The sequence below is a fragment of the Mesorhizobium captivum genome (genome assembly GCF_033977165.1).
In the GTDB taxonomy this organism is placed as follows: domain Bacteria; phylum Pseudomonadota; class Alphaproteobacteria; order Rhizobiales; family Rhizobiaceae; genus Mesorhizobium; species Mesorhizobium captivum.
Window position 1 is genome coordinate 73,697 of sequence record NZ_JAVIJB010000019.1, and the last position, 25,320, is coordinate 99,016.

General features: G+C 63.1%; 29 protein-coding genes and 1 tRNA gene. 15 read left to right on the top strand and 15 right to left on the bottom strand.

Annotated features, from left to right (window positions below; translation table 11 throughout):
- Position 1: 1 nt before the first annotated feature.
- Positions 2-835: an aminoglycoside phosphotransferase family protein gene (locus tag RFM40_RS17580; protein WP_320227740.1), complete on the top strand. Its 834-nt coding sequence runs from the start codon at positions 2-4 to the stop codon at positions 833-835.
- Here the strand turns inward: RFM40_RS17580 and RFM40_RS17585 are convergent.
- Entirely contained in the window at positions 825-1,916 is a 1,092-nt protein-coding gene (locus tag RFM40_RS17585) for a COX15/CtaA family protein (protein ID WP_320277881.1), read from the bottom strand. The two genes, RFM40_RS17580 and RFM40_RS17585, sit on opposite strands and share 11 nt — an antisense overlap.
- 153 nt (positions 1,917-2,069) lie before the next feature.
- On the opposite strand from RFM40_RS17585, the gene RFM40_RS17590 reads away from it, so the two are divergent.
- Complete coding sequence (locus RFM40_RS17590; RefSeq protein WP_320227742.1) at positions 2,070-2,285, top strand: DUF2842 domain-containing protein; 216 nt, start codon at positions 2,070-2,072, stop codon at positions 2,283-2,285.
- A gap of 6 nt (positions 2,286-2,291) precedes the next feature.
- On the opposite strand, the gene RFM40_RS17595 is transcribed toward RFM40_RS17590, so the two are convergent.
- A complete protein-coding gene (locus tag RFM40_RS17595) occupies positions 2,292-3,350 on the bottom strand; it encodes a polysaccharide deacetylase family protein (RefSeq protein WP_320227744.1) in 1,059 nt (352 codons plus the stop codon).
- 86 nt (positions 3,351-3,436) lie between these two features.
- Here RFM40_RS17595 and RFM40_RS17600 point away from each other — a divergent pair, with 86 nt between their 5' ends.
- Together RFM40_RS17600 and RFM40_RS17605 are read left to right on the top strand one after the other, a co-directional pair.
- Positions 3,437-4,663: a GNAT family N-acetyltransferase gene (locus RFM40_RS17600; RefSeq protein WP_320277882.1), complete on the top strand. Its 1,227-nt coding sequence runs from the start codon at positions 3,437-3,439 to the stop codon at positions 4,661-4,663.
- A gap of 138 nt (positions 4,664-4,801) precedes the next feature.
- Positions 4,802-5,038, top strand: a complete 237-nt coding sequence (locus RFM40_RS17605; protein ID WP_320227747.1) for a hypothetical protein — start codon at positions 4,802-4,804, stop codon at positions 5,036-5,038.
- 80 nt (positions 5,039-5,118) lie between these two features.
- Here the strand turns inward: RFM40_RS17605 and RFM40_RS17610 are convergent, their stop codons facing one another.
- Both RFM40_RS17610 and RFM40_RS17615 read right to left on the bottom strand, forming a co-directional pair.
- The gene (locus RFM40_RS17610; RefSeq protein ID WP_320227749.1) at positions 5,119-5,553 is read right to left on the bottom strand and encodes an FKBP-type peptidyl-prolyl cis-trans isomerase; all 435 of its coding nucleotides are present in this window, start codon (positions 5,551-5,553) and stop codon (positions 5,119-5,121) included.
- Between the two features lie 278 nt (positions 5,554-5,831).
- Positions 5,832-8,015, bottom strand: a complete 2,184-nt coding sequence (locus RFM40_RS17615) for a GumC family protein (protein ID WP_320227750.1) — start codon at positions 8,013-8,015, stop codon at positions 5,832-5,834.
- Between the two features lie 264 nt (positions 8,016-8,279).
- Here RFM40_RS17615 and RFM40_RS17620 point away from each other — a divergent pair, with 264 nt between their 5' ends.
- The 5 genes from RFM40_RS17620 (at position 8,280) to RFM40_RS17640 (ending at position 13,099) form a co-directional block, all read left to right on the top strand.
- Positions 8,280-8,843, top strand: coding sequence for a polysaccharide biosynthesis/export family protein (locus tag RFM40_RS17620; protein WP_320227751.1), 564 nt, complete (start codon positions 8,280-8,282; stop codon positions 8,841-8,843).
- A gap of 8 nt (positions 8,844-8,851) precedes the next feature.
- Positions 8,852-9,982, top strand: a complete 1,131-nt coding sequence (locus RFM40_RS17625; RefSeq protein WP_320227752.1) for a glycosyltransferase — start codon at positions 8,852-8,854, stop codon at positions 9,980-9,982.
- Between the two features lie 137 nt (positions 9,983-10,119).
- Entirely contained in the window at positions 10,120-11,655 is a 1,536-nt protein-coding gene (locus RFM40_RS17630) for an undecaprenyl-phosphate glucose phosphotransferase (RefSeq protein WP_320227754.1), read from the top strand.
- Complete coding sequence (locus tag RFM40_RS17635; protein ID WP_430691689.1) at positions 11,652-12,956, top strand: O-antigen ligase family protein; 1,305 nt, start codon at positions 11,652-11,654, stop codon at positions 12,954-12,956. Before RFM40_RS17630 ends, RFM40_RS17635 begins: the two co-directional genes overlap by 4 nt.
- Positions 12,957-13,022: 66 nt before the next feature.
- A tRNA-Pro gene (locus RFM40_RS17640) sits at positions 13,023-13,099 on the top strand.
- Between the two features lie 516 nt (positions 13,100-13,615).
- Here the strand turns inward: RFM40_RS17640 and RFM40_RS17645 are convergent.
- The gene (locus tag RFM40_RS17645) at positions 13,616-13,819 is read right to left on the bottom strand and encodes a hypothetical protein (protein ID WP_320227756.1); all 204 of its coding nucleotides are present in this window, start codon (positions 13,817-13,819) and stop codon (positions 13,616-13,618) included.
- A gap of 231 nt (positions 13,820-14,050) precedes the next feature.
- Between RFM40_RS17645 and RFM40_RS17650 the strand changes: the two genes are divergently transcribed.
- Positions 14,051-14,176, top strand: a complete 126-nt coding sequence (locus RFM40_RS17650; protein WP_320227757.1) for a hypothetical protein — start codon at positions 14,051-14,053, stop codon at positions 14,174-14,176.
- A 346-nt stretch (positions 14,177-14,522) separates the two neighbouring features.
- Here the strand turns inward: RFM40_RS17650 and RFM40_RS17655 are convergent, their stop codons facing one another.
- Together RFM40_RS17655 and RFM40_RS17660 are read right to left on the bottom strand one after the other, a co-directional pair.
- The gene (locus tag RFM40_RS17655; protein ID WP_320227758.1) at positions 14,523-14,981 is read right to left on the bottom strand and encodes a YbaK/EbsC family protein; all 459 of its coding nucleotides are present in this window, start codon (positions 14,979-14,981) and stop codon (positions 14,523-14,525) included.
- Positions 14,982-15,155: 174 nt separating this feature from the next.
- Positions 15,156-15,422, bottom strand: coding sequence for a helix-turn-helix domain-containing protein (locus RFM40_RS17660; RefSeq protein WP_059184850.1), 267 nt, complete (start codon positions 15,420-15,422; stop codon positions 15,156-15,158).
- 306 nt (positions 15,423-15,728) lie between these two features.
- On the opposite strand from RFM40_RS17660, the gene RFM40_RS17665 reads away from it, so the two are divergent.
- The 4 genes from RFM40_RS17665 to RFM40_RS17680 all read left to right on the top strand — a co-directional run bounded on the left by RFM40_RS17665 (position 15,729) and on the right by RFM40_RS17680 (position 17,534).
- Positions 15,729-16,328, top strand: coding sequence for a hypothetical protein (locus tag RFM40_RS17665; protein WP_320227759.1), 600 nt, complete (start codon positions 15,729-15,731; stop codon positions 16,326-16,328).
- A 240-nt stretch (positions 16,329-16,568) separates the two neighbouring features.
- Complete coding sequence (locus RFM40_RS17670; RefSeq protein ID WP_126100144.1) at positions 16,569-16,763, top strand: hypothetical protein; 195 nt, start codon at positions 16,569-16,571, stop codon at positions 16,761-16,763.
- Between the two features lie 205 nt (positions 16,764-16,968).
- Positions 16,969-17,106 carry a hypothetical protein gene (locus RFM40_RS17675; RefSeq protein WP_320277883.1) on the top strand — a complete coding sequence of 46 codons (138 nt, stop codon included), beginning with the start codon at positions 16,969-16,971 and terminating at the stop codon, positions 17,104-17,106.
- 167 nt (positions 17,107-17,273) lie between these two features.
- Complete coding sequence (locus RFM40_RS17680; protein ID WP_320222678.1) at positions 17,274-17,534, top strand: hypothetical protein; 261 nt, start codon at positions 17,274-17,276, stop codon at positions 17,532-17,534.
- Positions 17,535-17,634: 100 nt separating this feature from the next.
- On the opposite strand, the gene RFM40_RS17685 is transcribed toward RFM40_RS17680, so the two are convergent.
- The 7 genes from RFM40_RS17685 to RFM40_RS17715 all read right to left on the bottom strand — a co-directional run bounded on the left by RFM40_RS17685 (position 17,635) and on the right by RFM40_RS17715 (position 22,421).
- The gene (locus RFM40_RS17685; protein WP_320227760.1) at positions 17,635-17,931 is read right to left on the bottom strand and encodes a glycine zipper domain-containing protein; all 297 of its coding nucleotides are present in this window, start codon (positions 17,929-17,931) and stop codon (positions 17,635-17,637) included.
- A gap of 105 nt (positions 17,932-18,036) precedes the next feature.
- Complete coding sequence (locus RFM40_RS17690) at positions 18,037-18,576, bottom strand: MerR family transcriptional regulator (protein WP_320227761.1); 540 nt, start codon at positions 18,574-18,576, stop codon at positions 18,037-18,039.
- 131 nt (positions 18,577-18,707) lie between these two features.
- Positions 18,708-19,031 carry an integration host factor subunit alpha gene (locus RFM40_RS17695; RefSeq protein ID WP_320222681.1) on the bottom strand — a complete coding sequence of 108 codons (324 nt, stop codon included), beginning with the start codon at positions 19,029-19,031 and terminating at the stop codon, positions 18,708-18,710.
- 104 nt (positions 19,032-19,135) lie between these two features.
- Positions 19,136-20,107, bottom strand: a complete 972-nt coding sequence (locus RFM40_RS17700; protein ID WP_292340361.1) for a beta-ketoacyl-ACP synthase III — start codon at positions 20,105-20,107, stop codon at positions 19,136-19,138.
- A gap of 9 nt (positions 20,108-20,116) precedes the next feature.
- Positions 20,117-21,187 carry a phosphate acyltransferase PlsX gene (gene plsX, locus RFM40_RS17705; protein ID WP_320222683.1) on the bottom strand — a complete coding sequence of 357 codons (1,071 nt, stop codon included), beginning with the start codon at positions 21,185-21,187 and terminating at the stop codon, positions 20,117-20,119.
- Positions 21,188-21,318: 131 nt separating this feature from the next.
- On the bottom strand, positions 21,319-21,867 hold the full coding sequence (locus RFM40_RS17710; RefSeq protein WP_320227762.1) for a YceD family protein: 549 nt from the start codon (positions 21,865-21,867) through the stop codon (positions 21,319-21,321).
- Between the two features lie 11 nt (positions 21,868-21,878).
- Positions 21,879-22,421 (bottom strand): ubiquinol-cytochrome C chaperone family protein, encoded by a 543-nt coding sequence (locus RFM40_RS17715; protein WP_320227764.1) that lies wholly within the window; start codon positions 22,419-22,421, stop codon positions 21,879-21,881.
- 117 nt (positions 22,422-22,538) lie between these two features.
- On the opposite strand from RFM40_RS17715, the gene RFM40_RS17720 reads away from it, so the two are divergent.
- Positions 22,539-23,060: an outer membrane protein assembly factor BamE gene (locus RFM40_RS17720; RefSeq protein ID WP_126100136.1), complete on the top strand. Its 522-nt coding sequence runs from the start codon at positions 22,539-22,541 to the stop codon at positions 23,058-23,060.
- 110 nt (positions 23,061-23,170) lie between these two features.
- Here the strand turns inward: RFM40_RS17720 and RFM40_RS17725 are convergent, their stop codons facing one another.
- Positions 23,171-25,312, bottom strand: a complete 2,142-nt coding sequence (locus RFM40_RS17725) for a sodium-translocating pyrophosphatase (protein ID WP_320227766.1) — start codon at positions 25,310-25,312, stop codon at positions 23,171-23,173.
- Between the last annotated feature and the right edge of the window lie 8 nt (positions 25,313-25,320).

Genomic DNA, 25,320 nt, shown 5'->3' on the forward strand with positions numbered 1-25,320 from the left:
GATGCAGGCGTTCCCTGGGCGCTGGAAAGTCAGCGCTCCCGAGCTCATTGCCGAGAGCTTCTCCAGCCGCATCTGGAAGGTGACGCGCGAGGACGGCTCGCCTGCGATCGTCAAGGACCTGAAACCCTTCGACGACGTCGCGGACGAGCTGCGCGGCGAGCATTTTCTTGCCTGGCGGCGCGGCGAAGGCGCGGTGCGGCTGCTGGGTAGTGACGGCAATCGCATGCTGCTCGAATATGCAGGCGACCGGCTGCTCTCGCAGCATCTCGCCGAGCATGGCGACGATGCAGCCGCCGCGATCGCGGCCGAGGTGTTGGCGAAGCTGCTCTCGCTTTCCGAACATCTTCCACCGCCGGACCTGCAGCCGCTGCGCGACAGGTTTGTCAGCCTGTTCCGGGCAGCCAAAGCCGACCGCGATGCCGGTCGGGACACGCTCTACGTCGAAGCCGCGACAACTGCCGAGCGGCTGCTTGCCGATCCCCGCGAGGTCAGGCCGCTGCATGGCGACCTGCATCATGACAACATCCTGTTCGGGCCGCGCGGCTGGCTGGCGATCGATCCCAAGGGCGTGCTCGGCGATCCCGGCTTCGACGCGGCGAACATGTTCTACAATCCACTCGATCGCGACGATCTCTGCCTCGATCCGCGCCGCATCGCGCATATGGCCGAAGTGTTTGGAAAGACCCTCGGGCAGTCTCCGCGCGTCATCCTCGACCATGCGATCGCCTATGGCTGCCTGTCGGCCGCCTGGCACCGCGAGGATAGCAATGCGGTCGATGAAAACCGCGAGTTGGCGGTCGCTGAGGCGATCCGGAAAGTCCGCCTCAACCTCTGACGGCGATCTCGGCAGGCAGCGGATAAGCGCCCTTGGTGCCGCGCCAGTGCGCGGCGGCAAAGCCAAGCACGAACAGCGCGACGCCTTGATGGGTGAGCGCCATATGCAGCGGCACCTGCATCAGCAGCGTGCCTATGCCGATCGCGGCCTGCGCCAGCACCAGCAGGAACAGAAGCGCGGCGCGGCGGGCATGCGTGGTGCCGGGCCGGCGGCGCCATGTGGCGATCATGTGCCAGAGCGCCACGACAAAGATCGTATAGGCGCCGACCCGGTGCGCGAATTGCACCGTCTTCGGATTCTCGAAGAAGTTCCGCCATGCCGGTTCGAGCAGCAGCAGGTCGGATGGGATCACCTTGCCGTCCATAAGCGGCCATGTGTTGTAGCTCAGGCCAGCATGGAGGCCGGCAACCAGCCCGCCCAGATAGATCTGGATCAGCGCCAAAAGCACGATGAAGCCGGCGAGCCGCTGCGTCGGGCGGTCGGCGGCCGGCTCCGAATGCGGCGCAAGGCCCCGCGCGACCACCATGGTCGCGGTAAAGATCAGCGCGGCGATCGTCAAATGCGTCGCCAGCCGGTACTGGCTGACCGAGACGCGGTCGACCAGGCCCGACGCCACCATCCACCAGCCGATGGCGCCCTGCAGGCCGCCAAGAAGAAGGATGCCGGCCAGTTTCGGCCCGAGGCCGCGTTCGATGCGGCGCGTCGCCCAGAAGACCAGCAGCGGCAAGGCGAAGACGACGCCGACGCTGCGCGCAAGGATACGGTGCACCCACTCCCACCAGAAGATCGACTTGAAAGCCTCGATGCTCATGCCCTTGTTGAGCTCGGTGTATTGCGGGATCTGCTGGTAGCGCTGGAATTCTTCCTGCCATTCGGCATCGCTGAGCGGCGGGATCACGCCATGGATCGGCTGCCATTCGGTGATCGACAGGCCGGAACCGGTGAGCCTGGTGGAGCCCCCGACCAGGACCAGCGCAAACAGCACGATGAGCACGAAATACAGCCAGCCGCGCACCAGCGCGCGGTTACGCAGATCGCGGTCGCGGGCGGCGTATGAAGCCGTGGCGGTGATGGCAGCCATGGGACGGTTCCCGGCAGATGAAATCGCGGGATTGGTGGACCAAGGCAGGCCCGGTGGCAAGACCGAACAGCGCGGCACGCCGTCGCGCCGAAGCTCGAGAGTTGCGCGCGCCGCCCAATCAGCCTAAGCGAAGCTGCTCAACAGGACCGCGACATGCCCATTCGCCTGAAAAAGCTGATTGGAACCATCCTGCTGGTGGCGCTGGTCATCATCTACGCGCTGATCGCTTCGGCCATCGCGGTCACCAGGCTTGCCGAGTATGGCGCGACGGCGCATTTCCTGTTCTTCCTGCTCAGCGGCCTGCTCTGGGTGCTGCCGGCAATGGGCATCATCAAATGGCTGATCCTGGAGTCGCCTCAGAAGGACTAAGGCGCCTCAGATTGTCACCACCATCTTGCCGGCATTGGCGAGCGGCGTCGTGATGCCCGACAGCATCGTGCGGATATGGGCGACGCTCTGGTAGCGGCCGTTGACCGAGATGCGCGGCAGCGCGTGCAGGAATCCGGCATGCTCGGCTCTGAGCACCCCGTGCCGCGTCGTCACCGCCGAGACATAGCCGGCGTCGCGGGCAAACCCCACCTCGCGGCAGCCGACCGCTCTGGCATAGCCGTACGGGTAGGCGAAATGGCGCGGCTCCTGCCCGAGCCTTTCCGTGAGGATGCGCTTAACATCGCCGATTTCATGCCGCGCATCGGCCTCGGAAAGCCGCTTGAGGTTGCGGTGATTGATGGTATGCGCGCCGATCGTCACCAGCGGATGCGCGGTCATTGTCCGGATCTCGTCCCAGTTCATCAGGATGCCGGCACGGCCGGTGCCCAATTCGATCCCGTTGGAGCGCGCCAGTTCGCGCAGCGCCGCACCCTGCGCTTCCTCACTGACCTCGAGGGTTAGCCAGGCATTCAGCCGGGCAACAGCCTGAATCTTTCTGCCGGGTGTCGAGCAATCGACGACCGTCGACTCGCTCGCCGTCTTCAGCGTAAGCCGCGAGGTCGTATCGACGATATCCTCGACCAGGTCCCACCACAGGTCGGCTGCGCCGTCGATCAAGCCGGGCGCGACATAGATGGTGATAGGCGCGCCGTGCTTTTCCAGCACCGGAAGCGCCTCCGTCATGTTGTCGCGATAGGCATCGTCGGCGGTGATTGTGGCGAACTGACCGCCCTTGCCGCCAATCTTGATGCGCTCGATCGCTTCATCAAGGGTAACAAAGGCATAGCCCCTTGCCTTCATGTCCGCGATCAGCTTGTCAAGAAATGCAGGGGCGATGTTCAGATGGCGATTGACGCTGTTCGGCTTCTCCGGCGTCGCGGTGACACGATGCAGCATCAAGATGGCGCCGATGCCGCCGACAAACGGCTTCGCGAGCGGAGCGAGGCCGGTGTAGCGAGCAACGTTCAAAGCCAGCTTCCGGATCGCCTCGCCCCCGTCGATCATTCCTTCACCTTTTGCGCCTAGGCTCATCCAAGCACGACGCCTATGCGAACCCCAGGTTGCAACCAATACGTCTTAAGGATTGAGGGATGGTTGACGCCGCCGCTTCATTTGACGGCAATCGGATCGCGGCCAACGAAGCGCCGGCGCGTGCGCCTGCCTCGAGCCAGGGCCGGCTGACGGCAGCGGTGAGCGACGGCCTAGCGGACTATGCGGAGTTCTGCGCCTCGGCGCTGTTTGCCCCGGCGCAGAGTCCGTCCTGGGTGCGCAACTGGGCGGCCGAGACAAGGGCCGATATGGTGGTCGCCACACTGAACACCGACAGCCGGCCGGCGCTTTCGCTGGCGCTGGAAGTCGTCCGAAGTGGCCCGTTCCGCGTCGCCCGTTTCGCGGGCGGACGTCATGCCAACGGCAATTTCCCCGCCGCCGACCGGCGGTTTTTGCCGGCCATCGACGGTCCGGCGATCCGCTCGTTGTTCTCGGCCATCGCCAAGGCGCGGCCGGACATCGACCTCGTTTCGCTGGAGCGGCTGCTGCCCGATCTTGACGGCGTCGCCAATCCGCTCGCCGCGCTGCCGAATTTTCCGAGCCCGAACCTTGCGCTCGCGGTCGATCTCGACGGAGGATTCGATGCGCTGCTCGCCCGCGCGAGCGGCAAGCGTAAGCGCAAGAAGCATCGCTCGCAGACACGCAAGTTCGAGGCCGTCGGCAGCTTCCGCCGCATCGAGGCGCGAAGCCGCGAAGAGGTCGACAGGCTTCTCGATGCCTTCTTCGACATGAAGGAGGTGCGCTTCGCCAAGATGGGCATCGCCAACGTCTTCGGTGATGAAGAGGTGCGTGCCTTCTTCCGGGCGCTGTTTGCCGATGCGCTTGCCGAGGAAAAGCCATCCTTCCTGCTGCATGGCCTGGATGTAGCGGGCAAACTTCGCGCCGTCACCGGCTCCAGCCGCTCGGGCAAACGACTGACCTGCGAGTTCGGCGCGATCGCCGAGGACGATCTCGCCTTCACCAGCCCCGGCGACTTCTTGTTTTTCGACAACATCCAGGAAGCTTGCGAGCTCGGTTTCGGTGCCTACGATTTCTCGGTCGGCGACGAGCCTTACAAGCGGCTCTGGTGCGACATCGAGGTCCAGCATTTCGAGGCGCTTGCGCCGTTGACGCTGAAGGGCCGGGTGCTGGCGACAGGGCTCCGGCAAGGCGCGCGGGCAAAGGCCTTCATCAAGAACAATCCGATGGTCTGGAAGTTGACCAAGATGCTGCGCCGGAAGACCGCTGGACAGACGGCAGCACCTGCCGCTGCCGATGATGATAGTTAGCCCTGTCGGCATGTCGCAGAATGCCGTCAAGCTTCCGGTTGATACGGGCAAAGCAGGTCGAGGTTGAGACCCTGAAGGGCCGCGGGCGGAACCTATCGCTAGCCGCGAGGTTTTCGCACTCAGAAACGGAGAACGGCCTTGGCTAAGTGCGACCAGTGCGGCAATGACTACGACAAGGCATTCCAAGTGAGCCTGGGCGGGCAGACCTACACGTTTGATAGCTTCGAATGTGCGATCGAGAAGCTTGCACCGACGTGCCCTCATTGCAGTGTACGGATCATGGGGCATGGCGTCGAGCAAGGCGATATCATCTATTGCTGCGCGCATTGCGCCGGGCAGGAAGGGGCCAACGCTCTGACCGATCGCGCGCCTTGACCCTGCTCTTAGAGGCCACGCGGGAGCGCTTTGCAGGTAGCGCTCGTAACCTCGATCCTGAGCAGTCGTTCAAGCTCTAACTACGCCGCCTGAACGATCTCGACCAGTTCAACGTCGAACACCAGGTCCTTTCCGGCCAGCGGATGATTGCCGTCGAGCTTGACGCTGGCGTCGTCTACGCCGACGACCGTTACTTGCATGGGGCGCCCTTCCCGGGTGCGGGCCTGCAACTGGGTGCCAATATCGACGTTGACGTTTTCCGGCACGCTGGCGCGGTCGATGGTCACGACCGCTTCGGGGCGATGGGGACCATAGGCGGCGTCGGCGGGAACGGTGATGGTGCTTTTCGTGCCGACCTCCATGCCCTCGACATGGGTTTCGAGACCGGGAATTACCTGCCCTTCGCCCAGTGTAAATTGCAGCGGTTCACTGCCGGAGGAATCGAATTGAGTGCCGTCGACCAGACGTCCAGTATAGTTGATGCGTACAGTGTCGCCATTCTTGGCCTGTGTCATAGCAGCCATCCTTTTTGGAAGTTTTTTGAGGGACCCCGCCTAGAGCTTACGGGTCCCGTTCTCGATCATCCACGCACGAAAGCGCGCGGTGCGAAACGTTAAAACTAGGTGCCCTGCCGCCGATGTAAAGTGCTGGGGCTGCTTGGTCCGGTCTTGCGCCTAAGGACTGTCGCGCCCGATACCGACTGAATCGTGCTCGATTCGTCTCGGTTTTTCCTCCGGTACCTCGGGGCAATCGCTAGCAGCGCGATGCAGAAACAGCCCTGTTGGGTTCGACGTTATGCCGCCGAGCGACGCCCGGGCAACGGGTTTCCAGGCTCGTGACCGACCGGGGTCACCAGCGTGACATCCGGGTAGCCGTTCTCGATCAGCTTCACCGCCGCCTGCGTCACCTCGTCATCGGCTTCGAGCATCGACAGGAAGACTTCCGTGCCGTCGCCGACGAGGCGGCTGATGCCTTGCGCGTCGGCCGGACCGCATTCGACGACGACAAGATCATAGGCGGTGGTCAGCGACTGCATGATGATCGGCAGGCGGTCGGCGGCGCGCATCGCGCGGACCGGATCGGCAGTGCCGACCGGAATGACGTGGGCGTCGGAATAGAGATCGGGGTGAATGACGTCGCTGAACTGCGCTTCGGAGGCAAGCAGATTGGTGATGCCGGGGAAAAGCCCGCTCTCCAGCATCGGGCGCGATGCGGCGCCCGAGGCGGTGAGATCGAGGAGCAGTACGCGCAGGCCGGCGTCGGAAACCTCGCGCGCCACCAGAACGGCCGTGGCGGCGGCCTCGTCGCCTTCCGGAGACACGAAGATGGCGCGTGACGCACCCGAGGCGATCAGCTTTTGCGCCGCCTTGTCGACATCGATCTCGCCCAGCCTGGACCGCCGGCCCTCGGGCGCTTCCACCTCTGCCGGCTCGGCGGCCTCTGTGTCGGTGGCAGCGGCACTGTGCCTGATCTGGCCTTCGGCGACGCCGATATCTTCGTCCTCGGCTTCGGCGGCTGTCGGCTCGGTCCGAGGCACCGGCATCGCCACCTGCTCGATCGGTTCGAATCTGACGCCTGCGGCCGGCCGCATGGCACGGCCGGAGAACAATTCCTTGAGAAGGGTGCCGATCGCCATCAACAGCAGCGACGCAGCCGCGGCGGCGCCCGTGATCGGACCGATCTTCGGGAAATAGGGTTCCGTCGGCACCTGCACTTTCGAGAGCAGACGGGCATCCACCGGCAGATAGTTGCGGTCGGCGCGCGAGGCCGCCTCGCGGTAGCTCGCCATATAGGATTCGAGCTGCTGGCGTTGCGCATTGGCGTCGCGCTGCAGCGCGTCGAGTTGCACCTGCTGTTCGCCGGCACGAGCCGAGGCGGCCTTCAGTTGGTTGACCTCCTCGACGAGCTGGTCCTCGCGAGCCTTGGCCGTCTGCGCCTGGGTCGCCAATCCCTTCAGGATCTTCTGCCCCTCGTTGCGGATCTGGCCTTCGAGATCGGCAAGCTGCGACTTCAGCGCCCGAATGCGCGGATGGTTGTCGAGCAAGGTCGTCGATAGGTCGGCAATGTTGGTCCTGAGTTCCACCTGCCGCTCGAGCAGGCGCTGGATCAATTCGGAAGACAGAACTTCCGGCACGCTGTCGAGCGTGCCGCCATTCTGCAGCGCCTTGCGCACGCTGTCGGCGGTCGCCGCGGCGGCGGCGCGATTGGCCCGCACTCGCGAAAGCTCGGTCGACAGTTCGGAGAGCTGCTGAGTCGCGAGCACCGAATTGTTGCCGCCCATCAAAAGGTCGGATTGCGCGCGGTAGGCGGCGACCTTGGCTTCGGCTTCCTTCACCCGGTTCTGCAGATCGGTGATTTCGGGGCCGAGAAAGCCGGTGGCGGCGGTGTTCGATTCCTTCTTCGCGTTGCCCTTGGAGGCAAGGTAGGCCTGGGCGATGGCGTCCGCGACCTGGGCGGCAAGCTTTGGATCCCTCGAAGAGAACTCGACGGCAATAACACGAGATTTTTCAACGCCGTAGACGTTGAGCTTATCGTGCATTGCATTGAGCACCCGCTCTTCCGGCGGAATGTCGAAGGGATCGCTCTTCAGGCCGACAAGGACAAGGGCGCGGCTGAGCGCCGACATCCTCAGCGCTTCGTCGAATTCGGGCAATTTGTCCAGATTGAGGTCCGCCGCAACCTTCTTGAGGATGTCGGGGGACGATATGATCTGGACCTCGGTGGCCACCGCCTCCTCGTCGGTTGCAGGCTTGTCGTCGCTGGTCGATCCGGCCGGCCGCGTGAACACCGATTCGCGCGGCCCGATCTCCAACTTGGCCACCGCTTTGTATTGCGGCGTGGCCAGCCAGGCGAATGCAAACGCCAGCCCGGTGACCACGAGCGTGACCAGAACGATGCGCAGCCAGTTCCTCGCCAGGCTGGCGAAGAGCTGTCTCAGGTCGACATCGACATCTGCGGCCGCGGACTGAACGGACATGCATCCTGCTCCGGAACTTTGAGTCGAGGATGGACCGTAAACAACTATGGTAACTCAGCCGTTAAGATCAGAATGCGCACTTATTAGACAGCACTCAAAGAACATCGGCTGAAAGCAATAGAACAATTGGTTTTTTACCGGTCATCATCGCCTTCGGGCGCGGACCTTTACCGGCCATTAACCCTAACAGGATGATAACGGGCGCACTTCCTGGGGTTGGCCGCGGCAACTGGCGGCGAGAGCGACGAAGGTTCGTGTCCGATCATGAAAAGCACTGCTCATCTCTTTCGCGCCATGCTTGCCCTGTCGCTGCTTACCGGCTGTTCCAGCTACCGCCCGACACCCGCCGCTTTCCATGAAGTGCTCGACCAGCCTTATAGACTCGGCGCCGGCGACCGCATCCGCGTCACCGTGTTCGAGCAGGACGGGCTGACCAACACCTACAGCGTCGACCAGTCCGGCTACATCTCCTTCCCGCTCGTCGGCGCCGTGCCGGCGCGCGGCCACACCGCCCAGCAGCTGGAAAAGGAAATCGCCGACAAATTGCGCCAGGGCTACCTGCGCGATCCCGACGTCTCGGTCGAGATCGATCGCTACCGGCCGATCTTCGTCATGGGCGAGGTCGGCGCCGCGGGCCAATATTCCTATGTGCCGGGCGTCACCGTGCAAAAGGCGATCGCGATCGCCGGAGGCTTCACGCCGCGCGCCAACCAGGAAAGCGTCGACATCACCCGCGATATCAACGGCAAGGTCATGACCGGCAGGGTGCAGACATCCGACCCGCTCCTGCCCGGCGACACCGTCTACGTCCGCGAACGGCTGTTCTGAAAACCGACGTGGCGGCACACCTCCGCATCGTCCACTGCTTCCGCTCACCTGTCGGGGGAATTTTCCGGCATGTGCGCGACCTGACCGAGGCTCAGGTCGCCGCCGGCCATTCCGTAGGTATCGTCTGCGATTCGACCACGGGCGGTGACTATGAGGAGCGGCTGTTCGCGGCGATGAAGGAGAGCCTGGCGCTCGGCATCCATCGCACGCCGATGCAGCGTCACATCGGGCCGGGCGATCTTGCGGCGGCCTGGCGCACTTATGGAATCATCAAGGAATTGCGGCCGGACGTGCTGCACGGGCACGGCGCCAAGGGTGGCGCCTATGCCCGTCTGTTCGGCTCACTGTTGCGGGTTTCAAGGTCTCGCGTGGCCCGCCTCTATTCGCCGCATGGCGGCTCGCTCCACTATGACGAAACGACGGCCACGGGAAAGCTGTTCTTCGCGCTGGAGCGTTTTATGGCGCGCTTCACCGATTGCCTGCTGTTCGTCTCCGACTATGAGCGGAAAACCTATCGTCGGAAGGTCGGCGAGCCGCCTATCCCCAACAGGCTGGTCTATAACGGCCTGCGGGCCGTCGAGTTCGAACCGGTGGCGACGGCGGCGGATGCCGCCGATCTCTTATACATCGGCATGATGCGCGACCTCAAAGGTCCTGACATCTTCATCGATGCGCTGGCGCTGGCCGGCATTGAGTTTGGCCGCCCGTTGCGCGCGGTGATGGTCGGCGACGGCGACGACCTGCCACGCTATCACGCGCAAGTGGAACAACTCGGACTGACGAACCATGTCCGTTTCCTCCCACCGATGCCGGCCGGAGAAGCCTTCGCGCTGGCCGAGCTGATCGTCGTCCCGTCCCGCGCGGAAGCCATGCCTTACATCGTGCTCGAGGCGCTGGCCGCCGGCATGCCGATGATCGCGACCGCCGTCGGCGGCATTCCGGAAATCTTCGGCGAAGGCTCCCCTGCACTGATATGGCCGGATGCCGGCCAGCTCGCCGACAGCCTCAGAACGGCTCTCAACGATCTCGGCGCTTACCGGAAGCTGATGCCGCAGGGCCGCGAGCTCAAGGCGCGATTCGGCGCCGACGTGATGGCAGCCGAGATCGAGAAGGCTTATTTCGCGGCGCTGAAACTTTAGAATTTACTAATTTATTGGCGCCATGAGAAGAACGTCAGTCCCCACAAGCAACAATACGCATTCAAAACCACCGGTTGTTTCAAGGCTTTCTTAGCTCTCTTTTGCTATCCACTTCCGCATAGCTTGCGGACAATCCCATGAACGAGATCGATCCCGCGCGCCGCTTTTCCATGGATGCGGTGCGCAAATTCGATGGCCCGGCCGAGGGCGAAGCGCCCAGCGGCATCAATGATGTCGCGCGCCAGGTCGCTTCCCAGTATCGGCGCGATACGATGTCGCCGATCATGGTCAGCGGCGTGCTGCGCATGGTTGAATTCGCGGTGCTGTTCCTTTCGGGGCTCGGCCTCTATTTCTATTTTGTCGGCTTCTTCAATTATCTCGCCTGGCAATATCCGCTGACCATCGCGGCTTCTTCGTTCCTGGCGGTGGTGCTGCTCGACGTCAGCGACAGCTACCAGATCGCGGCGCTGATGCGCCCCCTCGCCAATTTCGGCCGCGTGCTGCTTGTCTGGGCCGGCACCTACGCGCTGATGGCGCTCACGGCCTTCGCCATGAAGGCCTCGCAGGACTATTCACGCCTCCTGTTCGGCACCTGGTTCGTGGTCGGCTTCGTGCTGATCTTCGGCCTGAGACTGGTGATGTCCAGGCTGATCAGGCGCTGGGCGCGCGACGGCCGGATGGAGCGCCGCGCCGTCATTGTCGGCGGTGGCAAGTCGGCCGAAATGCTGATCCGCTCGGTCGAAAAACAGCCCTACAACGACATCCGCATCTGCGGCATCTTCGACGACCGCGGCGACAAGCGCTCGCCGCCCATCGTCGCCGGCTACCCGAAGCTCGGCACAATCTCCGAACTGATCGAATTCGCCCGCATCGCGCGCATCGACATGCTGATCGTGTCGCTGCCGCTGACCGCCGAATCGCGCGTGCTGCAGCTTCTGAAGAAGCTCTGGGTGCTGCCGGTCGACATCCGGCTTTCGGCGCATTCCAACGCGCTGCAGTTCCGGCCGCGCGCCTATTCCTATATCGGCTCCGTGCCGATGCTCGATATTTTCGACAAGCCGATCAACGACTGGGATTCGGTCGCCAAGCGCAGCTTCGACATCATCTTCTCGCTCGTCGGCATCGTCCTCTTCTCGCCGGTGATGCTGGCCACCGCGTTCGCCATCAAGCTCGACAGCAAGGGCCCTGTGCTGTTCAAGCAGAAGCGGCACGGCTTCAACAACGAGATCATCGAGGTCTACAAGTTCCGCTCGATGTATACCGACCGCTCGGACCCGACGGCCAAGCAGACGGTAACCAAGAACGACCCGCGCGTCACCCGCGTCGGCCGCTTCATCCGCAAGACCTCGATCGACGAGCTGCCGCAGTTCTTCAACTCGCTGTTCGGCTCGCTGTCGCTGGTCGGGCCTCGCCCGCATGCGATCGCCGCGCAGTCGCACAATTTGCTCTACAACGAGGTGGTCGACGGCTATTTCGCCCGCCACAAGGTCAAGCCCGGCGTCACCGGCTGGGCGCAGATCAATGGCTGGCGCGGCGAGATGGACACCAATGAAAAGATCCGCATGCGCACCGAATACGATCTCTATTACATCGAGAACTGGTCGATGCTGTTCGACCTGCGCATCCTTTTCCTGACGCCGGCCCGCCTGCTCAACACGGAAAACGCCTATTGAGCGCGGTCGCGCATGAATTGCCGGCGGCCGCGGTCAACAAGTTGCCGCCTCGGGCGGTCAACCAGTTGCCGCCTCAGGCGGTCAACGCCAAGCTGATCGCGCTGATTTCGTCGGCAGCGATCGCCGTCGGCATCCTGCTTTCCGGCTTCGTCATCAGCGAGCCCGCGCCTTACGAGCTCTACATGGCCGGGCTGATCGCCGTCTGGGCGCTGTTCGGGCTGAAAATATCGCGAGCGATAGTGCCGCTGCTGTTGCTGCTCGTGGCGATGAACATCGGCGGCATGATCGCGATGACGCAAATGGCGGATCTCGCCAGCACGCCGCTCTATCTTGCGGTCTCGCTGTTTCTCGCCTTCAGCGCGGTCTTCTTCGCCTCGGTGACGTCGGTCCAGCCCGACCTCTACCGGCTGATCTTCATCGCCTATGTGGTCTCGGCCGTCGCGACCTCGCTGCTCGGCATCGCCGGCTATTTCCATGCCTTTCCGGGCGCGGAGATGTTCACCAAATACGACCGCGCCGCCGGCGCCTTCCAGGATCCGAACGTGTTCGGGCCGTTCCTGGTGCCGCCCGGCACCTACCTGCTCTACCTGCTGCTCACCGGTTCGGTGTCGCGCATGCCGCTGCTGGCGGTGCCGCTACTGATCATCACCGCCGGCATCTTCTTTTCCTTCTCGCGCGGCGCCTGGGGCATGTTCGCGGTGTCGGCGGTGCTGCTCACCGCTTGCCTCTTCCTGCAGAGCGCCAGCGGCATGTTCCGGCTGAGGGTCGTGGTGATGACGATCGCCGCGTTGACGTTGCTGGTCATCGCCATCCTCGTCATCCTGCAACTGCCCGGCGTGTCGGACATGTTCACGCAGCGCGCGCATCTGGAGCAGAGCTACGACACGGCGCGGTTAGGCCGCTTCGCCCGCTACACGATCGGCTTCCAGCTAGCGCTGGAGCATCCGTTCGGCATCGGCCCGCTGGTCTTCGGCACGATCTATGGCGAGGACACGCACGACATCTGGCTGAAGGCGCTGATGGACTATGGCTGGCTGGGCTTCGTCTCGTTCCTGACGCTGACCCTATGGACGATCGGTGCCGGCTTCCGCATCCTCCTGCGCGACCGGCCCTGGCAGCCCTATCTGCTTTGCGCCTATGTCGCCTATCTCGGCAATATCGGGCTTGGCACCTTCATCGACATCGACCACTGGCGCCATCTCTACCTGCTGCTCGGTCTGATCTGGGGCGCGATCGCGCTGGAGTACCGGCATCAGAAGGAATTGCGGCTGGCGCGGCCCGTTGCTGTCCCTGCAATATGATCGGCAAGATAGCCGCCGAATTCGGTTGACCGGCACGGGGTTATCACGATACATCGCCACCCGGTCCGGAGTGTAGCGCAGCCCGGTAGCGCACTTGACTGGGGGTCAAGGGGTCGTCGGTTCGAATCCGGCCACTCCGACCATCATAAAATCAAGGACTTACCCCCAAAAGTCCGACGTCCCCGAATCGCTGAAAAATCCACCCGGGTGCGTTCTGGGTAACAAAAGCCTGGAAACCCCGACCTCCGGGAATTGCGGCATCGGGCTCGCCTTCGCGGGATAAGAAAACGCCCACCACGTTTTCGCAGCGGGCGCTAGTTCGGGAGGAAATGAAAACGCGTGCGGTCAGGGGCGTCCCCTTGCCCATTTGATAATGGTACGCCTCACCTAGCTGGATAATAAGCGCGCGCCAGTTGAAGCGCCGCATATTCGAGTTGCGTGACTTTTCTGCCACAGAAACAAGAACGCCCGGCCACCCGAGCAGCCGTGCCTTGCTGGGCTGGGAGGTCAGACAAATAGATGACCAATCCACTGATCGTTTGCGGCTCCGCGAAACTACGTGCCGTCGGTCGCCGATGTGGAATTCATTCCCTGAGATTGGTGGCGGTGCTGGCGTGAGGCTGGTGAAGATCAGCGTCTAAGCGCCGAGGTGCCCCTGGCTACCAGCCCAAGTGGATTATCTGCGAAAGATCGGCGATATCGCCATAGATCATCGAACCTTTGACGAGAAAACACCTGCCATCCAGAACCTCGATGAGTGGACTTGACGCGGTGCAAACCGGCTGGACCTTACGGTCCTTGGCTTCGGCATAGCCGATGCTGATCGCGAGGATAGCGATAGCAACGATAGTGGTCTTGCTCATATCTAACCCCTAAAGCCAACTGGCTTCTTGGGCCGCAAAACCGGGTTGCCGCCTCTTAAGTAGCATCAGGCCGTGACGGGGCTTCATCAACGATCGGATGACGCGGGCTCATCTATTTGCCGTAGGCGCGAAGAGGAGTCCAATCGCGTTCACCTACTATATTAGCAATAGCTTGCATTTTGAGGCGGCCGTAGCCTGCGCGGCTTTCAGGCGCTTGTGGCGGAGGTTTCGATGCGCATGATTTTAGCTCTGGCCGCGCTCTCTAGCTGTTTCGCGCTGTGGGATCGATTTGCGAACGATGCGGCCTACAGCGCCGCCCTGCAGCGAAACATTCTTGGTGCAGCGCTTGCTAAGTGATCACCTGCGCGTCGGCAGTCGCCAAACCCTCTGGATTCCAGGACGCGCCCCAATGCGGCAAGGCACTTATCGGTAAGACGGCCAGCACCGCAGCAATCCAGATGCGCTTCACCGGAACTTGCCTGGCAGCTCGTCGGGCCGTTAACGGGCCATCGTATGCGCCGTAGAGGAGCCGGCCGTCCTCTGCGTAGCGATCGGCGTTTAGATAGCCTCCTTCATTCGGGCTTAAGCAGGTCCGGCTCAACTTGTCGGCTGAAACGCTATTGTATGGATGTGCAGAAAAACGCGGGGTTACTGCGACCATTTCAAGCCTAAGACTTGGCCCCAAGCGTTCTTCACCAACCTCCTACTGACACACATCGACCCATACGGCGCCGACCAGATCGGCCATTCGTTGCGGCGCTATGCGCACGGCGGCGTTGGTGGCGCCGGCGGCGGGAACAACCTCATCGAACGCTCTCAGCGACACGTCGCAATAGACCGGCAGCGGCGCCGGCAGGCCGAAGGGGCAGACGCCGCCGGGCGGATGGCTGGTCGCGGCAAGCACCTGCTCGCCGTCGAGCATGCGCGGCTTGCCGCCGAGCGTGTCCTTGCACTTGCGGTTGTCGAGCCTGGCGGTGCCGCTGGTCACGACCAGCATGGTTTCATCGCCGACGCGCAGGCAGATGGTCTTGGCGATCTGCGCCGGCATCACGCCATGAGCCTCCGCCGCCAGCGTCACGGTCGCAGAGCTCGCGTCGGTGACCAGAACCTCGATGTCGGGCGCATATTCGGCAAAGAAGGCGCGGACCGATTCCAAGCTCATGAGCGAAACCTCGTCAGACGTATTGGCTGGCGCCGCCGAATCGCGGCGCCGGCCGGGATTGGCACATGGCGCCACGGCTTTTGGCAAGAGCCAGGAACCATACGTCGAAGGCGAAAAAAAGCCCGCCAGGCGAAGCCGTGGCGGGCTCTCTTCATGCGGACGCTTCTTGCGTCTCTATTGCTGTGTGGGCCGATTCTCTTCGGTCGGCACCGTGATCAATTCCTCTTCCGGCACCTGCAGTGCGGAAGCGATACGCCTGAGCTTGGCGGGATCGGCGTCCTTGCCGTCCTCGATGTCGACGATCTCGCCCACGGCCAAGCCGCAGGTCAAGGAAAGCTCCTCGATCGTATATCCCCTCGTTTCGCGCACGGCCTTCAGCGGATTGAGGCCGTTCGCGGCAATGATGTTGTTGGAAACAGCGTTTCGTGCGGTGTTGGGCATGGCAACTCCTTGGGATGAAACAAGACAGATGAAATGTGGCGTTGCCTGAGACGGGCGGGAGAATGGCCGTTAACAGGTGATTTGCCAAGAGGGACCGTCGCGGCCGTCACGCCATCGTGAACCGGTCCTGTCGACCGAAGGCCGAAGCCGCAAGGCTACCAACACGTAAGATGGCGCGACGCGCAATCAAGTTCTTTTGAAGCGCTGAAGACGGAACCGTCGGCATTTTGCCTGCTCCAATTCGTTAGGTCTCTGTCACTGGTCGATGGCGGGCGGCGTCAAACCCTTTTGGAAGGATCGGATGCCATGAAACTGAAGTTATTCGCGATCGTGCTCGGCACGATTTCATGTTTTGCCGTTTCCGCGCAGGCCGAGAGCGTGCGCGTGCGTGGCACGGTGGTCGACCTCGCCGGAACGGCGCTGACGGTGAAAGCCCATGACGGCAAGACCGATACGGTCACCCTTGCTCCCGACTGGATGATCTCCGGTGTCGCCAAGGCATCGGCCGACGATATCAAGCAGGGCGATTTCCTTGGCATCGCATCGGTATCCAAGGCCGACGGCGGCAGCGGCGCGCTGGAAGTCGTGATCTTCCCCGCCGCATTGAAGGGCACCGGAGAAGGCGATCGCGATTGGGATTTGCAGCCCAACAGCCGGATGACCAACGGCACCGTCGCCAACGTGACCGGGATCAACGGACGAACCGTGACGCTCACCTATAGCAATGGCCAGAAGAAAGAGATCGCCATCCCGCAATCGACGCCGATCGTGAAATTCGCGACCGCCAAGCCGACGGACCTCAAGTCGGGCATGGCGGTCTTCGTCAGCGCCGAGCGCGGCAGCGACGGCAAGCTCGTCTCGCGCCGCGTTGTGGTCGGCAATCATGGCATCGCCCCGCCGATGTGAGCGAAGAGGCCGGCGTACCGTCCGGCAGGTTTCAAAAGATCATGGTGTCGCAACGCCAGCTGCGCGTCCTTTCGGACGCGCGGCGCCGCCGGAGTTCAGCCGGAAACAATCCAGAAACAAAAATCTACAGTTGGGAAAAATTGTCGAAAAAATCCAGGAGGATAGTCCCGATCGCGAGGCTTGGGTCACCGATTTGGTTCGGTGAATCTCCGAACGCCCGCGTAAAAAGGAAACGAAGTCATGAAGAAGTCCCTCCTGTCCGCGCTCGGGCTGGCTCTGGCCCTGGCGTTCACGATGCCGATCCTCGGCACGACCAGCGCCGATGCGGCTCCGATGAAGAAGCATCACCATCATCACCGCAAGCATCATCACCGGCACCACCACCGCCACCATCATCATCGTCACCACCACAAGGTCGTTGCGAAGAAGGCCTGATCCTTTCTCCTGCAGATGGGAAGGCCGGCCCTTGTTGACCGGGCGCGGCCTTCCCGTCGGATTTTCGCTTTGCAGGCCAAGCCCACCAGCTTTGGCGTCAACTGCCCATCAAACGCGCAGTCGTGTTCGACCCTCTTCGTTGCAGTCTCGACCTCTTGCCCGCACCGGTATGCGCGACCGGCTGGCTTTGAGTCCGCAAAGGTTTATGCTGCCGATCGAGCATCATCGGCGCCTTTACGAATCCGCCTATCTCAGACGGCCGCGCCGCGGCATCGGGTGCCTCTACGGCGAGGCGCTGCTGGCCAGAAGCACAGCCCGCGCTGCAAGCGAATCCGACGTCTGACACCTTCCAAAACAACGCGCACATCTGCCCGGCGAAAGAAATCGCATGGGATGTGAACCTTTCCCATTGGACGCGGCACCAAGCGGTCATGGACGCCACGAAGGCGCTCCTCAACCCACCGGGACGCCAGGAAGGCGATCCCAACAACCAATGGAAGGAAATGCTCAATGACCAACTTCAAGCGTATCGCGCTCGCCGCCGCCCTCGTCGTCTCGGCTTTCGGCTCGGTTTCGGCCCCGGCTTTCGCCGGCATTCTTCCCAGCAACGACGGCGCTGTCTGCAAGGGCCATGGCGCATGCGTGGTGCTGCAGCTCAATTGCAAGGGCACATATGTCGACGGCACCGACTCCAACGGCACCGTCTATGGCAAGTGCCGTCCGGCGACGGCTCAGGTCGACCCGAAGAGCCGGATCAAGCTCGCGAACTGATCGGGGATAGAGCCGTTTCATGCCGATCAAATCGGGAGGGGGCACGGAAATGGCGGCCGTCGCGAACGGCCGCCATTTCTGTTTCGCAGTCGGGTGAAAGTCAGCGCCGGCTGATGAGAAGGCCGGCAAGCAGCCCGACCACAACCAACCCTACCGCTGCCGCGGTGGCCGGATGATCGCGCGCGGTGTGCTCGAGCGCCCTGCCCCTGCGCCTGATTGCCGGCAGTGTCTCATAGAGGCGTTCGGCGAGCTGCGAATAATAGTCGGACGCCGCCTCTCGCCCGTCCTCGTAATAGGCGTCGCCGCGTTTGGCGAGGGCTTTCCTAAGATCGTCGAACTGCCGCGAGAGCGCCGCAAACTGCTTGTCCAGATCATGATCGGTCGCAAACAACGCCATGCCAGGTATCCTTCCTTCGCAGAGAAGGCCTAACGCGTGGGCGCGATGGCAGTTCCGACGTTCAGAGACGCTGACCGCTCAGGTCGCAGGGCCGGCGACCGAAGCTCAACGCACCTGGTCGAGCAGGCGTTTGCACTCCAGGAGGTCAAAGAGCGCTTCCTGCAGCAAAGCCCGGTTGTCGCGCGACAATTTCGAGGAGTCCGGCTGCACGGGACCTTCGTCGTCGCTTTTGCCGAGGCCGAAGAAACGGCGGCTGGGCTTCACCTTCGGCTGGCCGACAAGCGCATCCTCGTCGCTGCGCGGCTGGGCGGCCGCGGTCAGCGGTACCTGATCGGCCTGCCGACGTTGCGCGATCGCCTCGACCGCGGCCATGTCGCCACTGCCGATGGCGACCAGGAAATGGTTGCCGTTCTCGCGCAGCAGCTTCTGCACGCCTTTGATCGTGTAGCCCTGATCGTAGAGCATGTGCCGGATGCCCTTGATCAGTTCGACATCCTGCGGCCGGTAGTAGCGGCGGCCGCCACCACGCTTCATCGGCTTGATCTGGTTGAAGCGCGTTTCCCAAAAACGCAGCACATGCTGCGGCAGGTCAAGATCTTCCGCGACTTCGCTGATGGTGCGGAAGGCATCGGGGCTCTTGTCCATGGACGAATCCTCACGCTGGACGACGATCCGACACTTATGCCGAATCGAGCCTTATTTCAGCGATTTATGAAAGGATATTCAAGCCCGGCGTCAAAGCTCACGGCGGTTTTTCAACCGTATTTGCCGGCGCGCTATTTGCCGCTCTTGGCCTTGCTGTTCTGGTGCGAGCGCAAGATACGGTTCTTCAGCACGTTCGACGACTTGAAGGTCATCACCCGGCGCGGCAGGATCGGCACTTCCTCGCCGGTCTTCGGATTGCGACCGATGCGCTCATTTTTGGAGCGGACATGGAAGGTTGCGAAGGACGAGAGCTTCACCGTTTCACCGCGAACGATGGCCTCGCAAATTTCATCCAGCACGGCCTCGACGAGTTCGGCCGATTCAGTTCGCGACAAACCAACCTTGCGATAAACGGCTTCGGCAAGGTCGGCACGCGTAAGTGTCTTTCCCCCCATGCAACCGTCCCATCAGCTCAAAAAAACGTAAATCGATACAGCCAGCGGCAGAGCCTAAGTAATTGATCCGGCAAGGTCAAGGACCGAACCCGCGCGTTCGGCACTTACCAGCGGAGCAACACCGCGCCCCAGGTGAAACCTCCGCCCATCGCCTCGAGCAGAACCAGGTCGCCCTTCTTGATGCGGCCATCGGCAACGGCCACCGACAAAGCGAGCGGCACGGAGGCAGCCGAGGTGTTACCGTGCAAATCGACGGTGACCACCACTTTCTGTTCGGCAATCCCGAGCTTCTTGGCGGAAGCGTCAATAATCCGTTTATTGGCCTGATGCGGCACGAACCAGTCGAGGTCTTCCGCCGTGATGCCAGCCTGCGCAAAGGTTGCCTCGATGACGTCGGTAATCATGCCGACCGCGTGCTTGAACACCTCGCGGCCTTCCATCTTGAGATGGCCGACCGTGCCCGTCGTCGATGGGCCGCCGTCGACGAAGAGCTTCTCCTTGTGGACGCCATCCGAGCGCAAGCTGGCCGCCAGCACGCCGCGATCGGCAATGCCGCCCGTCCCCTGCGCTGCTTCGAGCACAACGGCCCCGGCGCCGTCACCGAAAAGCACGCAAGTCGAGCGGTCGCTCCAGTCGAGGATGCGCGAGAAAGTTTCCGAGCCGATCACCAGCACGCGCTTTGCCAGGCCGCCGCGGATATAGAGGTCGGCGGTGGCAACCGCGTAGACGAAGCCGGAACACACGGCCTGCATGTCGAAGGCAAAGCCGTGATGCATGCCGAGCCGGTTCTGGATATCCACCGCGGTCGCGGGAAACGTGTTGTTGGGCGTCGACGTCGCCAGCACGATCAGGTCGATGTCGGCAGGCGTCAGACCGGCGCTGTCGAGCGCGGCGCGCCCTGCGGCCTCGCCCAGCGAGGCCGTCGTCTCGTCATCGGCCGCGACGTGGCGCTGGCGAATGCCGGTGCGCTGGACGATCCACTCGTCGGAGGTTTCGACCATGCCTTCGAAGTCGGCATTCTTCATGATGCGGCGGGGCAGCGCGGCACCGTTGCCGCGCACGACTGATCTGATCAAGGTTCGTTCCTATTCCTCGGCGTCGACGGCGACGCCGGATTTCCTGTTTGCCTGGGCAGTCGGATTGCGCGCATGGAACAGATCGAGATCGGCCTCGATCCGGTCAAGCAGATTGTTGCGCACCATGTCGTAGCCGAGCTCGATCGCCGCCGCGAAGCCGTCCGAATCGGCGCCGCCGTGGCTCTTCACGACGATGCCGTTCAAGCCCAGGAAGACGCCGCCATTGGAGCGGCCGACATCCATCTTCTCGCGCAGCCGGTCGAAGGCGCCCTTGGCGAAGACATAACCGATCTTGGCCATCAGCGTGCGGCTCATGGCGGCGCGCAGGTAGCCGGCGATCTGCCTTGCCGTGCCCTCGGCCGTCTTGAGCGCGATGTTGCCGGCAAAGCCTTCGGTGACGACCACGTCGACCGTGCCCTTGCCGATATCGTCGCCCTCGACGAAGCCGCGATAGTTCATCGAGGCCATGTTGGCCTCGCGCAGCATGCGCCCGGCCTCCTTGACCTCCTCCTGGCCCTTGATCTCCTCGACGCCGACATTGAGCAGGCCGACGCTCGGCCGCTCGATGCCGAACACCGAGCGCGCCATTCCGGTGCCGAGGATGGCGAAATCGACGAGCTGATGCGCATCCGCCCCGATGGTGGCGCCGACGTCGAGCACCACGCTCTCGCCGCGCGTCGTCGGCCAGAGCGCGGCGATCGCCGGGCGGTCGATGGTGGCCATGGTGCGCAGGCAGAATTTCGACATCGCCATCAGCGCGCCGGTGTTGCCGGCCGAGATGCAGGCCTGCGCTGCGCCATTCTTCACCGCCTCGACCGCCTTCCACATCGACGACTTCCAGCGGCCGTGGCGCAGCGCCTGGCTCGGCTTGTCGTCCATCCTTACCGCGATCTCGCAATGGACGAACTCGCTGACCTCGGCCAGCTTGGGGAACTTGGCCAGCTCGGGACGCACGGCGTCCTCGCGGCCATAGATGACGAAGCGGATGTCAGGGCGGCGGATGGCGACCGTCATCAGCGCCGGGATGACGACGCCTGGTCCGTGATCGCCGCCCATGGCATCGATGGAAATCCTGATCACGCGGTGTTTTTCTCACGGTTTGCCTGGCTGGCGGCGTGCGCCTGCCGAGGTAAGGGGGGCTCGCGAAGGTCCGGCGAAAATAGCGGTTTTGGGCAGCCGCACAACCAACTTTTCCAAAATCCCAGCCGCCTTCAGGATTTTCCGAGCAGCGAACGCAGCTTTTTCTGAAATTCGCTTTCCTCAGGCTGATCGTCGGCCTCGGCCTTGAGCGAGGCTCCGGGCTTGCGTGGATAAGGATCGATCGCCAGGCCGAAAAATTGCTCGGCGAGCGCACCGACATCGATAGTGTCGCCGGAAAAAGTTTCGGGACTGTCCGGTCCGTCGGCATCGAGAACGATCTCGCCGCCGCCCTCGAACCCTTCGCGTCCGAGCTTCGACTGCTCCGGCAAGAGAAGCGCCTCGACGGGTTCGTCGATATGGGCCGCGACCGGATCGAGGGTGACGATGCAGGCCTGGGTGATGTCGGCTTCGACGCGACCGCTGACCTTGACGCCGTTGCGTTTCCAGGACGCCACCAGGAGTTCGGCGCGGTAGCTCTCGACGGAGAGCAGGTCGTATTCGGCGGCAAGGGCCGCGCGCTGGCGTTCGTCGGCCGCGATCACAACCGGCAAGCCCTTGTGCGGCAGGCGGGCGACGTTGGCGACGAAAGATACGGGGCTCTGCGGTTCGGCGTGTTTCATTCTCGCCTCCTTCACACGGCTCCGGCGACCGGAAACGCCACGGTGCCGGCCGCGATCGATTCGGTCGGTTGCGCGGCAAGCTGCCGGGACGCTGCGGAAACATAGCCCGCCAGCAGCGGCGCCTCGAGCCACTCGCCGGCATCGGGCCTGACGTTACGGGCAAGTGCCATGCTAAGGGCGGCGCGGTCGTCGTCCCGCAAGGCGTCGTCATAAGCCGCGGTGCGGCCATAGAACATCTTTGCCAGCTTCTTCATGCGCTTCGGCACGCCGACGTCGCTGATGCCGAGTTCCCTCAGCGAATGGTCGACATCGAGGAAGAACTCGTCGATCAGCACCTGCGCGATCTCAGTTGCCGCACCGCCCTCCCCGCGCAGCCGGTGCTGGAACAGGAACATATGCAGCGCCAGCATCTCGAAGCGGCCGAGCGGCGTATCCGGCACATTCCAGTCGGAATAAAACACGGTTTGCCGCGCCGCCGCCACGATTTGTGCGTAGAGCGCCTCGGTGATGGCGCGGTTGGCATGACGTTCGCGACCAAAAAGGCGCTGGAACATTGAGGGTGGTCTCCCGGGGACCTTGTGTTTGATTTGGCCTTGTTGCATCGGCATGCAAGCTGGTTTACCGGTTTTGCGGCCCAGCGCAAGTTGCGGGGATGTGATGGAGAATTGTTGTTGGGTGCGCTGAAATTCAAGTCGTTTCTTACGCCCCTGCCGGCGGGCGTAGCTTCTCTGCTGGTGGCGGTGTCCGCGCTTTCGGCCTGCAATTCATCCAAGATGATCGGCGATCTCAGCCCGAGCGAGACGCTGACGCAAGGCTATGTCATCGACCAGGCGGCGATCGACTCGGTGCCGGTCGGGTCGAGCCGCGAGCAGGTGCTTCTGGCGCTGGGCACGCCGTCGACGACGGCGACCTTCGACAACGAGGCGTTTTACTACATATCGCAGACGCGCAAGCGCTATGTCGCTTTCGACAAGCCACGGCTGGTCGACCAGCACGTGCTGGCGGTCTATTTCGGCGCCGACGGCCGCGTCACCCAGATCGCCAATTACGGTCTGAAGGACGGCAAGATCTTCGACTTCATCTCGAGGACGACGCCGACGGGCGGCAAGGACCAGAACTTCCTCAGCCAGATCATCAACGGCGCCAGCAAGCTGGCGCCCGGCATCCCGGGCGGCGGCACGCCCGGCACCTGATCTTCTTTCAGCGTTCTCTCTTTGGCTTCGTTCGGAAGCTTCAACATCTCAGGCAATGAAAAACCCGCGGGATCGCTCCCGCGGGTTTTTGTTTAGAAAAAAGGCTGCGGTCAGCCGTGCGCGAGCACGGCCAGGAGCAGCAGCGCCACGATGTTGGTGATCTTGATCGCCGGGTTGACGGCCGGGCCGGCGGTGTCCTTGTAGGGGTCGCCGACAGTATCGCCAGTGACCGATGCCTTATGCGCCTCGGAGCCCTTCAGGTGCTTGACGCCGTCCTTGTCGGTAAAACCGTCCTCGAACGATTTCTTGGCGTTGTCCCAGGCGCCGCCGCCGGAGGTCATCGAGATGGCGACGAAGAGGCCGTTGACGATGACGCCGAGCAGCGAGGCGCCGAGCGCGGCGAAGGCCGAGGCTTTCGAGCCCGAGATCAAGAACACGCCGAAATAGACGACGAGCGGCGCCAGCACCGGCAGCAGCGACGGGATGATCATCTCGCGGATCGCGGCCCTGGTGAGAAGGTCGACGGCGCGCGCATAGTTCGGCTTCGACGTACCGGCCATGATGCCCTTGTCTTCGCGGAACTGCTTGCGCACCTCCTCGACGATCGAGCCGGCGGCGCGGCCGACGGCGGTCATGGCAATGCCGCCGAACAGATACGGGATCAAGCCGCCGAAGATCAGGCCGGCGACGACATAGGGATTGGAGAGATCGAAGGAGACCTCGCCCATGCCCTGGAAGTAGGGATATTTGTCGCCATTGGCGGCAAAGAACTTCAGGTCGTTCGAGTAGGCCGCGAACAGCACCAGCGCGCCGAGGCCGGCGGAGCCGATGGCGTAACCCTTGGTCACCGCCTTGGTGGTGTTGCCGACGGCGTCGAGCGCGTCGGTCGAATGGCGGACTTCCTTGGGCAGGCCTGACATTTCGGCGATGCCGCCGGCATTGTCGGTGACCGGGCCGAAGGCGTCGAGCGCCACGATCATGCCGGCGAGGCCAAGCATGGTGGTGACGGCGATCGCCGTGCCAAAGAGGCCGCCGAGCTGGTAGGTGGCGATGATGCCGCCGACGATGACGAGCGCTGGAAGCGCCGTCGATTCCAGCGAGACCGCGAGGCCCTGAATGACGTTGGTGCCGTGGCCGGTCACCGACGCCTGGGCGATCGAGTTCACCGGGCGCTTGTTGGTGCCGGTGTAGTATTCGGTGATCACCACGATGAGACCGGTCACCAAGAGGCCGATCAGGCCGCAGATGAACAGGTTCTTGCCGGTGATGGCCATCCCGCCGACATTGCCGATCTCGCCCCAGCCGAGCGTTACCGACGTAGCGATAGCGAGGCCGATGATCGACAGCAGGCCTGTGACGATCAGGCCCTTGTAGAGCGCGCCCATGATCGAGCCGTTGGACCCAAGCTTGACGAAGAAGGTGCCGACGATGGAGGTCAGGATGCAGGCGCCGCAGATGGCGAGCGGATAGAGCATCGCCGCACCAAGAACGGCAGTGCGGCCGAAGAAGATGGAGGCCAGAACCATGGTGGCGACGACGGTCACCGCATAGGTTTCGAACAGGTCCGCGGCCATTCCCGCGCAGTCGCCGACATTGTCGCCGACATTGTCTGCGATGGTGGCCGGGTTGCGCGGATCGTCTTCCGGAATGCCGGCTTCGACCTTGCCGACGAGATCGCCGCCGACGTCGGCACCCTTGGTGAAGATACCGCCGCCGAGACGGGCAAAGATCGAGATCAGCGAAGCGCCGAAGCCGAGCGAGACCAGCGAGTCGATGACGACGCGGTCGTTCGGCTGCAGGCCCATCGGGCCGGTCAGGATGGCGTAATAGATGGCGACGCCGAGCAGCGCCAGGCCCGCCACCAGCAGGCCAGTGATGGCGCCCGACTTGAAGGCGATGTCGAGGCCGGCGGCGAGGCTGTTGGAGGCGGCCTGCGCGGTGCGCACATTGGCGCGGACCGACACATGCATGCCGATGAAGCCGGCGGTGCCCGAAAGCACGGCGCCGATCAGGAAGCCGATTGCGGATGTGATGGACAGCAGCCACCAGGCAAGCAGAAGCACGACGATGCCGACGACGGCGATGGTGGTGTATTGGCGCGCCAGATAGGCCTGGGCGCCTTCGCGGATGGCGGCGGAGATTTCCTGCATGCGCTGATTGCCCTGATCGGACGCAAGGACCGAACGTGTCGCCCAGATGGCGTACAGAATTGACAGCAAGCCGCAGGCGATGACGGCGGTAATGATGGTCATTGCCGGAT